This window comes from Pseudomonas sp. LBUM1679, assembly GCF_059695565.1.
This window is the reverse complement of record NZ_CP166774.1, coordinates 1,824,454-1,836,558: the sequence shown is the minus strand read 5'-3', so window position 1 is coordinate 1,836,558 and position 12,105 is coordinate 1,824,454. Positions and strand designations below refer to the sequence as shown.

The 12,105-nt window shown below is 54.6% G+C and carries 11 protein-coding genes; 10 read left to right on the top strand and 1 reads right to left on the bottom strand.

Translation table 11 applies throughout. The annotated features are described in order from the left end of the window. Window positions 1-34 precede the first annotated feature (34 nt). The 9 genes from rfbA (at window position 35) to ACA062_RS08435 (ending at window position 8,059) form a co-directional block, all read left to right on the top strand. The gene (gene rfbA, locus ACA062_RS08475) at window positions 35-910 is read left to right on the top strand and encodes a glucose-1-phosphate thymidylyltransferase RfbA (protein WP_497455982.1); all 876 of its coding nucleotides are present in this window, start codon (window positions 35-37) and stop codon (window positions 908-910) included. Next, window positions 910-1,452 carry a dTDP-4-dehydrorhamnose 3,5-epimerase gene (rfbC, locus tag ACA062_RS08470; RefSeq protein ID WP_497455981.1) on the top strand — a complete coding sequence of 181 codons (543 nt, stop codon included), beginning with the start codon at window positions 910-912 and terminating at the stop codon, window positions 1,450-1,452. Before rfbA ends, rfbC begins: the two co-directional genes overlap by 1 nt. Before the next feature lie 2 nt (window positions 1,453-1,454). Beyond that, the gene (gene rfbD, locus ACA062_RS08465; RefSeq protein ID WP_497455980.1) at window positions 1,455-2,345 is read left to right on the top strand and encodes a dTDP-4-dehydrorhamnose reductase; all 891 of its coding nucleotides are present in this window, start codon (window positions 1,455-1,457) and stop codon (window positions 2,343-2,345) included. A 302-nt stretch (window positions 2,346-2,647) separates the two neighbouring features. Then, on the top strand, window positions 2,648-2,944 hold the full coding sequence (locus ACA062_RS08460) for a hypothetical protein (RefSeq protein WP_497455979.1): 297 nt from the start codon (window positions 2,648-2,650) through the stop codon (window positions 2,942-2,944). A gap of 88 nt (window positions 2,945-3,032) precedes the next feature. Next, window positions 3,033-4,139 carry a polysaccharide biosynthesis/export family protein gene (locus tag ACA062_RS08455; RefSeq protein ID WP_497457381.1) on the top strand — a complete coding sequence of 369 codons (1,107 nt, stop codon included), beginning with the start codon at window positions 3,033-3,035 and terminating at the stop codon, window positions 4,137-4,139. A gap of 14 nt (window positions 4,140-4,153) precedes the next feature. Further along, complete coding sequence (locus tag ACA062_RS08450; RefSeq protein WP_497455978.1) at window positions 4,154-4,813, top strand: YjbF family lipoprotein; 660 nt, start codon at window positions 4,154-4,156, stop codon at window positions 4,811-4,813. After that, on the top strand, window positions 4,810-5,583 hold the full coding sequence (locus ACA062_RS08445; protein WP_497455977.1) for a capsule biosynthesis GfcC family protein: 774 nt from the start codon (window positions 4,810-4,812) through the stop codon (window positions 5,581-5,583). Before ACA062_RS08450 ends, ACA062_RS08445 begins: the two co-directional genes overlap by 4 nt. Further along, a complete protein-coding gene (locus ACA062_RS08440) occupies window positions 5,580-7,667 on the top strand; it encodes a YjbH domain-containing protein (RefSeq protein WP_497455976.1) in 2,088 nt (695 codons plus the stop codon). Before ACA062_RS08445 ends, ACA062_RS08440 begins: the two co-directional genes overlap by 4 nt. Then, complete coding sequence (locus tag ACA062_RS08435; RefSeq protein WP_497455975.1) at window positions 7,664-8,059, top strand: VanZ family protein; 396 nt, start codon at window positions 7,664-7,666, stop codon at window positions 8,057-8,059. Before ACA062_RS08440 ends, ACA062_RS08435 begins: the two co-directional genes overlap by 4 nt. 271 nt (window positions 8,060-8,330) lie before the next feature. On the opposite strand, the gene ACA062_RS08430 is transcribed toward ACA062_RS08435, so the two are convergent. After that, window positions 8,331-10,568, bottom strand: coding sequence for a right-handed parallel beta-helix repeat-containing protein (locus tag ACA062_RS08430; protein ID WP_497455974.1), 2,238 nt, complete (start codon window positions 10,566-10,568; stop codon window positions 8,331-8,333). 498 nt (window positions 10,569-11,066) lie between these two features. On the opposite strand from ACA062_RS08430, the gene galU reads away from it, so the two are divergent. Continuing rightward, the gene (gene galU / locus ACA062_RS08425) at window positions 11,067-11,906 is read left to right on the top strand and encodes a UTP--glucose-1-phosphate uridylyltransferase GalU (RefSeq protein ID WP_497455973.1); all 840 of its coding nucleotides are present in this window, start codon (window positions 11,067-11,069) and stop codon (window positions 11,904-11,906) included. Window positions 11,907-12,105 lie beyond the last annotated feature (199 nt).

Genomic DNA, 12,105 nt, shown 5'->3' with positions numbered 1-12,105 from the left:
ATCCATTTGATTCGTTTTTTTGAAGGACATCTATATGAAAGGCATCATCTTGGCCGGCGGGTCCGGCACCAGGCTGCATCCCATCACCCGTGGCGTATCCAAGCAACTGCTGCCGGTTTACGACAAGCCGATGATCTATTACCCGTTGTCGGTGCTGATGCTAGCGGGCATCCGCGAGGTGCTGATTATCTCTACTCCAGAAGATTTGCCTAACTTTCGCAAGTTGCTGGGTGATGGTTCGGAGTTTGGTATTGAACTCAGCTATGCCGAGCAGCCTTCACCAGACGGGTTGGCTCAAGCCTTTTTGATCGGTGAGTCCTTTATTGGTGACAGCAACGTTTGCTTGATCCTCGGCGACAACATTTTTTATGGCTATGGCTTCAGCGCGATGCTTCACGAGGCGGCCAGTCGTGGCACCGGTGCGACCGTGTTCGGCTATCACGTCAGCGACCCGGAGCGTTTCGGCGTAGTTGAGTTCGATGCGGATAACAAGGCGATTTCCATTGAGGAAAAGCCCAAGACGCCGAAATCCAACTATGCAGTCACCGGCCTGTATTTTTACGACAACTCGGTGGTGGAAATTGCCAAGCAGGTAAAGCCCTCTGTTCGTGGCGAACTGGAAATCACCGATGTGAACAACGCTTATCTGCAGCGCGGTGATTTGCATGTGAGTTTGTTAGGGCGCGGTTTTGCCTGGCTGGATACCGGCACCCACGACTCACTGATGGAAGCTAGCCACTTCGTTCACACCATTGAGGCGCGCCAAGGCTTGAAAGTCGCCTGTCTGGAAGAGATTGCCTATCATCAAGGCTGGCTGTCAGCTGAACAGTTGGCTCGCCAAGCCGAGGCGCTGAGCAAGACCGGATACGGGCAATATCTGCAACGTCTGCTGGTGCAGGAGCATGCTTAATGAAGGTCATTGAAACAGCGTTGGCGGGCGTCCTGATCATTGAGCCAAAGGTGTTTGGTGATCAGCGCGGCTTCTTTCTCGAAAGCTTTCAGACCGAACGTTATCGCGACGCGGGCATTGAGTTGCCCTTTGTGCAAGATAATCACTCGCGCTCGCAGCGCGGTGTGCTGCGCGGCTTGCACTTTCAGCGCACTCGGCCGCAAGGCAAGTTAGTCAGCGTCAGTCGCGGCTCGGTGTATGACGTGGCGGTGGATATCAACCCCAACTCACCGACCTGTGGTCAGTTCGTTGGCGTCGAGTTGAACGATGAAAACCACCGTCAGCTCTGGGTGCCGCCAGGCTACGCCCACGGTTTCTGCGTGCTCAGCGAGGTTGCGGATTTTCAGTACAAGTGCACCGATCTGTACTATCCCGAGGATGAAGGCGGGCTCATCTGGAATGACCCTGAGGTCAATATTCCATGGCCTATCGAGACGCCGAAACTTTCAGCCAAGGATCAGTGCAACCCCACGTTGCGCCAACTGCTGAGCAACGAGGTTTGAGCATGCGCGTATTGATTACGGGTGTCCAAGGTCAGCTTGGCCATGAACTGATGCGCTTGGCGCCACCAGGTTTTGACAACGTGGGGATGGGCTCGACAGAACTTGATATCAGCGATGTGGAGCGAGTAGCCGGGTTGGTTGCCGAACTACAGCCCGACTTGATCATCAATGCTGCAGCCTACACAGCGGTAGACAAGGCCGAGAGCGAGATGGAGCGCGCCTGGGCGGTTAACCGCGATGGTGTCGCCCATCTCGCAGTTGCCGCCGAAAGGCTGAGTATCCCGCTACTGCATATATCCACAGATTATGTGTTTGCCGGTGATGCCCGCGAACCTTATCGGGAGTGCGATTCTACAGGTCCTACCGGGGTGTACGGAGCGAGCAAGCTGGGGGGTGAGTTGGAGTTGGCTGCGAAATGCAGTCGCTACATGATCCTGCGTACCAGTTGGGTGTTCGCAGCTCAAGGCAATAACTTCGTCAAGACCATGTTGCGACTGGGTCGTGAGCGGGATCAATTAAGTGTCGTGGCCGATCAGCAGGGCTGCCCGACTTCAGCTGCTAGCATCGCCCGCGCTTTGTGGAAACTGGCAACGCAGTACCGTGATCAGGGTTCGCTGCACTGGGGCACCTATCACTTCAGCGGAGCCCCGGCCTGTACCTGGCATGAATTTGCCCTGGAGATTTTCCGCCAAGGGCATCAGCACGGATTAATAACCAAAATACCGCAGGTACGGGGCATCGACTCGGCTGAATATCCTACGCCAGCGAAGCGGCCAGCCTGGTCGGTAATGGATTGCTCGAAATTGCGAGAGACGCAGGGTATAACGCAATCGGACTGGCGGCAGGAGCTGGCAGACGTTCTGGCAGAGCTGGCTGGGGAAAAGTTGATTTGAGCGAGATCGACCTCTACGGCGTCGCTGTACTATCCCAGCAGTTTCTCAATGCTCAGGGCTACAGAATCAATTTCTGCTGAGGGGTAGAACTCATTTCACAGCTCTCCTCCCTCTCGATGTTTCAATTCGAGGCATGATTAGTGGGCTCATCGCACATAGGTCCACCCAATCCAGCATACCGAGGTGAAAAAACCGAATCGCAAATAGCCCTAAACCAACAGCTCTGCTTGCAATACATACACTCGCTGCAATACCCTTAATCTAAATACCCCCCAGGGACTATCCTTTCAAGGAGCATGAACATGAAAAAGCTACTGGCCTTGGCCCTCATTACCTCCATCAGCCTACCTTTGATGGCAGCTGAAACAGCACCTGCAAAAGCCCCTACCACAACCGCTACGGCACCTGAGGCGACCTCGGGCTTGTCCCTGTCGACGCCAATCGCAGGTGCCGTAACAGTTGGCACTGGTTTGGCCATTGGTGCAGGTCTTGTGGCTATCGGCGTCGCAGCCTCCAACAGCAGTGGCGGTGGCGGTAACGACGGTACACCTGGAACCACCGGCACCACCGGCTCGACTGGCACAACTGGCACCCGGTAATAGTTCCCCGCTTAAAGTTCGATACGCTAACCTCCCAGCCCTGCTGGGAGGTTTTGTTTTGCCTATTCCCTTCGAGCAAATTTCGACAATGAATCGCGCGCTTCCCTTGGCCATGCTGGTTGGCCTGACCCTGCAAGGCTGTATATTCTCCCCTGGTCAGCACATGGACACGGGCAATCTGGTACGAGAAGGTTCTCCAGAAAGCAGCCGAATCGAGTTGATCCCTATTACACCGAAACTGGTGGCCATCGAGTCGGCAGCAGACCATTCGAGCGTTGTTGCACCCGAGCTGCTGCGCTACCAGCCCAGTGAGTATCGAATTGGTGCAGGCGACTTGGTTTACATCACAGTTTGGGATCACCCCGAGCTGACTGCGCCATCGGGTCCTCAACAGCAAATTGAAGCAAACGGTCGCCTGGTTCGCCCCGACGGCACGCTCTTCTATCCGTATGTTGGGAACATCGAAGCTGCCGGTAAAACGATCGAGGATTTACGATCGATCATTGCTTCGCGCTTGGCCAAGGTTGTTGCCGAACCACAGGTAGACGTCAGCATTCTCCGCTTCGTTAGCCAAAAAGTTGTACTGTCGGGTGCTTTTGGCAAGACCGGGCAGGTGCCCATCACCAACACACCTCTAAGCCTGCTAGACGCTGTAGGTCAGGGCTCGGTTCAGGTTGCTACTGCTGATATTTCGGGGCTTGTGCTCAAACGCGACGGTCGTGAATATGTTATCGATCTCGATACACTCAATCGTAAGAACTCGAATCTGCACAATCTGTACCTGAAAGACGGCGACCAATTGCATCTGCCCTACAACGACCAGAAAAAGGTCTATCTGCTGGGTGAAGTTACAGCTGCACGCCCCCTTGTATTCAAGGGTAGCAACATGAACCTCACTGACGCCCTCGGCAGTGTTGGCGGCTTGCGCCAGGAAACCTCCAGCGGCAAAGAGGTATATGTGATCCGTGGGGTAGAGAATCTCGCGGATGAACCGGTCAAGGTGTTCCAGATCGACCTCAAATCACCTTCAGCGTTCGCTCTTGCCCAGCACTTCAAACTGCAACCGCAGGATGTGGTTTATGTCGGCCCGGCCGATGTCACCCGCTGGAACCGCTTTATCAGCCAGGTTTTCCCAACTGCCAACCTGCTGCGTACCGGTGTCGCTATTCAAGATGACATGGGCAGCGAAAACTAAGAATTGGAAGTCTCGTGAAATTTCTGCGACTGGCCGCCCTATCGGTGGCCTCCTTGCTGGTGAGCGCCTGCAACCCGTTGATGACCGCTTCCATGGACACACTCAAGGCCGCTTTCGAAGGACCTGTGCCTTTGGAACTCACCCGCCAGCAGGTGGATGCGACTCCGTACTACCAGATCACCATCGCGGCACCTACGGGTGAAGCCGTGATGGCGTTGGTGCGTCTGCAGGATGGTGTTGGATTCTGGATGGCCTCGAGTCGCCAGATCCTGATGCTTGAGGATGGCCTGGCCATCCGCAGTGTCGGTTTTAACGACAACCTGGATGGCACCCGCTTTGATGGCGAATCCCCCTTCAAGACCGGTCTACACCGCATCGCCGATGGCCTGCAAACCCGTCGCCAGGTGGACTTTACCGACGGGTATCGGATGGGCGTGATCCTCACCAGCCGCTTTGAGAAGAAAGGCCTGGAAATCGTACATATCCTCGACCGCGACGTGGAGTTATTGCGCGTGGACGAAGAGATCGCAATGGACGGCCTGGGCTTTACCGCGCGGAACCAGTACTGGGTCGACCCTGCCGACGGCTTCATCATGGCCAGTGTGCAGCACCTGACCCCCGAATTGCCCCTACGCATTGTTCAAGTGCGCCCGAATAAGCCGGTAGTGCAATGATTTTTCGTTCCTCCTGGCTGCTTTGCTGCAGCCTGTTCTTGACGTTTGCCGTAAATGCTGACTCGCTAGTCACTGTGCAGGGCGATGCCGCAAAACCCGGCCCTTACTCGTTCCAGGAAGGCATGCGCCTGCATGATGTTTTGCTGCCAGCCCAGGTTAATCCGAAGGCTTACCTGCTCGGGGCTGCGTGGTTGCATGTCCCGCTACGCGATGCGCAGGAGCGCCTGAAGTTGGGCGTACTGTTTGATCTTGCAGCCGTGCGAAGCAACGCGCTGCAGGATGACGAGACCGGGTTGGCGGCACTCGCCGCGCGCCTCAGCGACAAAGTGCAAGCCATGCCAGTGACCGGGCGCAGGGTGGCTCAACTTGATCCGGTGCGGGTTGAACTGAACCGTAGTGACAACCCCTATCTGAGCAATGGTGATGTGCTGCTGTACCCTCCCCGTCCTACCACAGTAACGGTTGTGGGTGCGGTGCTGAGTGAATGCGAGCTGTCGTACAAGCCTTTGCAGCCGGCTATCAGCTATCTGAAAAGCTGTCCGCACGATCCTGGTGCCGACGCTGATCAGCTCTTTGTCATCCAGCCGGATGGGCGCGTTTTCCAGGAAGGCATTGCGCTTTGGAACGAAACCAAATCAGTACCACCCGCGCCGGGAGCACGTATTTATGTGCCGCTGCGCAGTAGCGCCAAGGGCGATCCTACGCCTGACCTGAACACTGAACTGGCCGCTTTCATCGCCACCCAGCCGCTGCTGGAGGTGAAGCCATGAAGTATCATTTGATCCCTTGCCTGTTGCTCGGTTGCTGCACTTGGGTAGCGGCCGAGCCGCGCTACACCCAGAGCGACTTTGGTGGGGTAGGTCTATTGCAGACACCTAGCGCGCGCATGGCACCTGCTGGTGAGTTGTCTTTGACTGCCAGCCGTACAGATCCCTACAGTCGCTACAGCGTGTCCTTTCAGCCCTTCGATTGGTTGGAAGGGTCATTCCGTTACACCTCGATCAGCAACCGCGATTATGGCCCGGAATCCTTGAGCGGAAGTCAAAGCTATAAGGACAAGGCGATCGACGCCAAGGTCCGCTTGCTTGAGGAAAGCCACTGGATACCGGAGGTTGCACTAGGCGCGCGGGACATTGGTGGTACCGGCCTGTTCTCCAGCGAATATTTTGTCGGTAACAAACGCCTTGGCAATTTAGACTTAAGCTTAGGCATGGCCTGGGGTTATATCGGCAACCGTGGCGATATCGACAATCCGTTGGGCCGACTAAATGACAAGTTCGATGAACGACCAGTTTCCAGCGAAGCGGGTAACTTTAACGGAAACACCTACTTCCGCGGCTCCCCTTCCTTCTTCGGCGGCGTGACCTACCAAACCCCTTGGGATCCGCTGTCATTGAAGCTGGAATACGAAGGCAATGACTACCAGCACGAGCCCCAGAACAACAACCAGGTCCAGGATTCCCCAATCAACCTCGGACTGGTATTCAAGGCGAACGACTCGGTCGACCTACACGCCGCTTGGGAACGTGGCAACACCGCGATGTTCGGCATCACCCTGCACACCAACTTCGCCACCCGCAAAGCACCAACCAAAAGCTTCGACCCGAAACCCGAACCCGTGCCGGATGTCAAACCAACAACCGCGCCCTCCGACGTTCAATGGGCCGGTGTCGCCAAGCGTTTGCAGAACAACGCAGGCTATACCGTCTCGCGCATCACCCAACGCGATTCCGAGCTGATCGTCTATGGCGAACAGGGCCGCTATTTCCATACCCCGAAAGCCGTCGGCCGCGCCTCGCGCATTCTCGATAACAGCGTCAACGACAAGATCGACTGGTTCACCCTGGTCGACACGCGCTACAGCCTGCCGATCGAGGAAGTCAGCCTGCCGCGGGACACTTTCCGTGAAGTGGTTCAGGAAGACCGTCCGGTGGAAGACCTGCGCCGGGTCACCGAGCAGAATGTCCCTGTGCCGCATCAGGAAAAGACCCTGTTCGCGCAGAAGCCGGATCCGTTCACCTATGGCCTGGGCCTTGGCTACAAACAGAACGTCGGTGGCCCCGACGGGTTCCTGTTGTACCAGTTCAGTGCGGACCTGAGCGCCGAGTATCGATTCCAGCCTGATTTGTGGTGGAGCGGCACCCTGAGCGCCAACCTGGCGAACAACTATGACAAGTTCAAATACGACGCCCCCAGCGGCCTGCCGCGTGTGCGGACCGACCTGCGTCAGTACATGACGACGTCGGAAGTCACGATGCCGACCTTCCAGATGAACAAGGTCAAACAGCTGGACCAGGACCTGTATGGCATGCTCTACGGCGGTTATCTGGAGTCGATGTTCGCCGGCGTCGGCGGTGAAGCGCTGTACCGTCCGATGGGCGAGCGCTGGGCCGTGGGTGTGGACATGAACTGGGTCAAGCAGCGCGATTTCGATCAAGGCTTCGGGCTGCGTGACTACAGTACGATCACCGGTAATGCCACGCTTTACTACCGCAGTTCGTTCCAGGACATCCTCGGGGCACTCAGTGTCGGGCGCTACCTGGCCAAGGATCTGGGGGTCACCCTAGATCTGTCCCGTGAGTTCAGCAATGGCGTGCGGTTTGGTGGTTGGGTGACGGTCACCAATGCGACCGAGGAAGAATACGGCGAGGGTAGTTTCGGCAAGGGCATTTACTTCTCGATTCCGTTCGACGAATTGATGTCCAGTTCCACCACCCGCCGGGCCTCATTGGCCTGGTCACCGCTGACCCGAGATGGTGGCGCTGCACTGGCTCGCAGCTATTCGCTGTACTCGCTGACGGAGCGACGCAACATCGACCTGTTCCACAACAACTTCTACAAGGTCACAGAATGAAACAGCGGACTCTGCGCATCCTGCCCAAGCTGGCGTTTTTCGTGATCCTGCTGGTGCTGTGTTTCGCCGGCATGCGCGGCGAACCGGTGCCGCAGGTATTCGAAAATCAGGACAAGCTGCATCACTGGGCGGGATTCGCTTGTCTGACGATGAGCGCCTTTTTGGCGTTTCCCAGCACTCGGCTGATTTGGTTGTTTTTCTGGCCGCTGATGGGTTCGATAGCGATAGAGCTGGAGCAGAGCTTAATGCCAATGCGCACTGCGTCTTGGGGTGACATGTTAGCCAACGCATTAGGAGTTTTGTGCGGGATGGTGGCTATTTTGGTTTGGCGTGGTTACATGAATGCAAGACTCAAGAAAGCATCATTGGTTATATCGCAACGTTTTGATTGATTGGTAAATAAAATGCCTCCCCTATGGAATCGATCTTGCTCGCGATAGCGGTTAACAGTCACAAAAATTTTTACTGACAAACCGCTATTGCAAGGAAGATAGTTCCCCCAGCTCTCTATATCATAAATCTTTTGGGCTTGAATATGGCACCTGAGGAGTTGGCAACTGGTTTCACACGACATCTCTCTTTGTTTTGGATACCTGCATCTATAAAATACTAAAGCAGGCTAATATAAAGCCTGCCTAGCACACTCAATTAACAACTTGACAATTACAATTTTTCGAAGCTGATCGACTGAATATGAATGTTCCCGATAGCTCCGGCAGGCCGCCGCAACGCGACTCCGCACAAGGTGTTTATATCCTGCCCTAACACGTTCAGCGTGTACTGCTGATACTGGCTGGTAAGCTTGAAATCACCGGGTGCACCGCTGCCTGAAGTTCCAGCGATTGGCAAAACCTCTAACGATTGAGTCGCTTCAGTCGCTCTCGCGACCACCGTACATCTGTAGGTACTCCCTCTGGCTAACCACACATTCATTAAGTTATCCACCGGGGGTAAGATCAGGTGAAAATAGTCCAAAAGCGATGGAAGAATTACCAGACTGTTTTGAGCTAGCAAAGCTTCCTGGTGCATATTGTTACGTTTCAGAGAGAATTGATTAAGGCTAAGAATATTATTTGATTTTATACTTACAACCCCTTGGAACGCCTCCAATGGTGCGACCTGAAACGTCGTCATCGACACGTTCTGTTGCAAAGGAACACTTATGTCGTGGTGACATAGCGTGGCACCTGTTACAGGGACACCAATCGGCAGGTAGCCGCCGACAATGGTCAAGGCACGCGCAGGCTCAACGGGTGGCCGCCCAGAGGTATTTACATCACAGACCTTTGTATAGTTTCCAGAAGGCTCAATACGGTAAACCCAATCTGTCACCTTCGAGAAACCATCAATTCTGTTGTTCTCGACGATAATGGACGAAAACGCCGTAGAGGATACGACGTTAACCCCATATACAGGAACATCGAGACGCGAGACATCAATAAAACCTTTGATCGCAGGCCTGTCAGTGCCTTGCTCCATGTAGTTATCTTGAATTCGCGCGTGTCGACTCGTCGACTTGATGAATATAGAGTTCGACTTCGCACCAAATACCATGTCGTTGTGCCGAATTGTCGTCTGACTTCCAAAGCTTGCAACCGAAAGTTCCAAAACTCCGAAACTGTAGATTGATGAAAAACGATTATTATACACATCACATAGATCGCATCCCTGCAACATGAGATGAATATCGAACTGCCGGAATTCGTTCTCTGTTATGACCGCGTTGAACACTTTTGAAAGAGAGACGCCCACTCCTACTCCTGCTGTAAGCGCCTGAAACGTGCATCCTTTGATAGTCGGACGCATTAAATACGGAGAGTTGCCTCCGTCGGCAATATTGACAAGCGGATCATTTTGCCGCAAGCAATGATCGGCCACCAAGTAACAGTCTTGGATCGAGAAGCCATCTTCTTGACCGTTGAAAGTGCTAGTGGATTGATCAAGAAGAACCTTCGCATCTGAAAGGGTGCGAATGTAAGTGGTTCGAAAAGGGTCTTCGGTAAATCGTCCCCCACCCGCTCCGGTAATTTTCGACCCTTTTTTCACGCGGATGACTTCGCTGGTCCGGTAGTCCCCGGCCGCAAAAGCCACATGGTAGTTAGTCGCAAATGTTGCGGCCAGAGAAGCCGTATCGTTCACCGCATTGCCTAGGGCACCAAACCAGGTGGGGTCCACACATTCACCATCAAACTGACGAATCCAGCGGCCAACTGGCACTCCGACTACTGCGAAAATTGTGCCACCATCCTCGGCAGTGCAAGACTGTTCAAACCAGCGGAAAGCCCCTCCCCCCAAGCCTGGACTTGTATCCCAGAATCCCTCTATGTGGACCGTCTCCCCATCAAAACGGCCGAGCAAAGACTGCAACTCACCATTGCCACCACCCACTTTTTTTATGGATTTGACAGTGCGGATAGCCCGCCCGACTATTGCAGCCCCTTTGGTCGGATCGGATCTATCAGCCAACTCCTGTCTAATGATCGCATCACCGATCGGTACAAATTTGTCGCGATCAATAGACCAGTCATTGAGCGTATCGTACGGCAATATAAGCAACGGCGAAGCACGCCAGAACTCTCTCTCTTTGGCGAAAACCTGGTTCCTATTTGTGACAGTTAGAGGACCATCGTCGTAATCTCCAAGTTGCTGATAGCCGGAGGCCGTCAGAAATGCTTGAAAGCGACTCTCGTTCTCTCGCTGACCATGAGCAAACGCATCTGCCCGGGACGTCTGAGCAACACCGAATTCCGATTCCATACCTGAAATGCTTTTGCGCTCGCTACCCAAACGATCCTTAAACGTCGGGCTTCCACCATTCGTGAAGTGGTCGAAGCACTTCGCGTTGTCCGATAGGTCGCGTGCATCGGTGCTGCCAATCGGGTTTCGGGTGTTGTAGCTCATGGTTATCCCGCTCACAGGGTAAGCTGCCGGAGCCGCGAATGAAGCGGTGCCGAGTGCGCTGATCTTTAACAATTGTCGGCGATTCACCATGACGACCAAACCTAGAAAACGGAAAGGATAGGAGTATACCGATAGTGATGTCATATGTTCGTGAAGGTCATGCCTAGCCAACAACGTAGAGTGTTACTCGTCGAAGTACCAAGGCCCCTGCCTGAGTGTCTACTTTGCAAATCCGAGTTATCATCGGGTTGACCATCTTAAATCCGAGCGCCCCCTCAACTACAGCGGAAGGTACCTCATGATTAGAAATCATCGCTTTTAATCCTTATGCAGTGGTCTGGGGACGCCGGCGCGGCGCTGTTGACAGCGGCCTCATAACTATCGGTGGAAATTTTTTCTATAAAGACAGTCAGTTAGTCAGCATCGGGCGTTGTAACGAGTCTTTAGTCTGATTAGACTGCGCCGAAAATATGGATGCACCACCAATCAAGGACTCACATGATCAAAAAATGCCTGTTCCCAGCAGCCGGTTACGGCACTCGCTTCCTCCCAGCGACGAAGGCCATGCCTAAGGAAATGTTGCCGGTAGTGAACAAGCCACTGATCCAGTACGGCGTCGAAGAAGCACTGGAAGCCGGGTTGACCGAAATCTCCATCGTCACCGGTCGCGGTAAACGTGCCCTGGAAGACCACTTCGACATCAGCTACGAGCTGGAACACCAGATCAAGGGCACCGACAAGGAAAAGTACCTGGTCGGCATCCGCAAGCTGCTCGACAACTGCTCGTTCTCCTACACGCGCCAGACCGAAATGAAAGGCCTGGGCCACGCGATCCTGACCGGCCGCCCACTGATCGGCGACGAAGCTTTCGCCGTGGTCCTGGCGGATGACTTGTGCGTCAACCTCGACGGTGACGGCGTATTGACCCAGATGGTCAAGCTGTACAAGCAGTTCCGCTGCTCGATCGTCGCCATCCAGGAAGTTGATCCGCAGGAAACCCACAAGTACGGCGTGATTGCCGGCGAAATGATCCGCGACGACATCTACCGCGTGCACAGCATGGTCGAGAAGCCAAAGCCGGAAGACGCGCCATCGAACCTGGCGATCATCGGTCGCTACATCCTGACCCCGGACATCTTCGACCTGATCGAACAGACCGAGCCAGGCAAGGGTGGTGAAATCCAGATCACCGACGCCCTGATGAAGCAGGCGCAAAACGGCTGCGTGATGGCCTACAAGTTCAAGGGCAAGCGTTTCGACTGCGGCGGCGCCGAGGGCTACATCGACGCGACCAACTTCTGCTTCGAAAACTTCTACAAGACTGGCAAGGCTTACTGATAGGTCCTGAGCTGCTTGTAATGAAAAGCCACCTTCGCAGGTGGCTTTTTTATGTGCGTTCAGAGTAGATGCGCTTCGATTGCCCGTCGGTAGGTGGCGGCTTCATGCTGGAGTCGACAAACCCACTGACTGGTCTGCACCTGAGGCATGCAGGCAAGTCAGCAAAGGGATGATCCGCTTCCGCTGTTCAATACGCCGT

Excerpts from the sequence above, each read along its gene's own strand:
- rfbA (WP_497455982.1), top strand. The coding sequence starts at position 35 with ATGAAAGGCATCATCTTGGCCGGCGGGTCCGGCACCAGGCTGCATCCC.
- rfbC (WP_497455981.1), top strand. The coding sequence starts at position 910 with ATGAAGGTCATTGAAACAGCGTTGGCGGGCGTCCTGATCATTGAGCCA.
- rfbD (WP_497455980.1), top strand. The coding sequence starts at position 1,455 with ATGCGCGTATTGATTACGGGTGTCCAAGGTCAGCTTGGCCATGAACTG.
- ACA062_RS08460 (WP_497455979.1), top strand. The coding sequence starts at position 2,648 with ATGAAAAAGCTACTGGCCTTGGCCCTCATTACCTCCATCAGCCTACCT.
- ACA062_RS08455 (WP_497457381.1), top strand. The coding sequence starts at position 3,033 with ATGAATCGCGCGCTTCCCTTGGCCATGCTGGTTGGCCTGACCCTGCAA.
- ACA062_RS08445 (WP_497455977.1), top strand. The coding sequence starts at position 4,810 with ATGATTTTTCGTTCCTCCTGGCTGCTTTGCTGCAGCCTGTTCTTGACG.
- ACA062_RS08440 (WP_497455976.1), top strand. The coding sequence starts at position 5,580 with ATGAAGTATCATTTGATCCCTTGCCTGTTGCTCGGTTGCTGCACTTGG.
- ACA062_RS08435 (WP_497455975.1), top strand. The coding sequence starts at position 7,664 with ATGAAACAGCGGACTCTGCGCATCCTGCCCAAGCTGGCGTTTTTCGTG.
- ACA062_RS08430 (WP_497455974.1), bottom strand. The coding sequence starts at position 10,568 with ATGAGCTACAACACCCGAAACCCGATTGGCAGCACCGATGCACGCGAC.
- galU (WP_497455973.1), top strand. The coding sequence starts at position 11,067 with ATGATCAAAAAATGCCTGTTCCCAGCAGCCGGTTACGGCACTCGCTTC.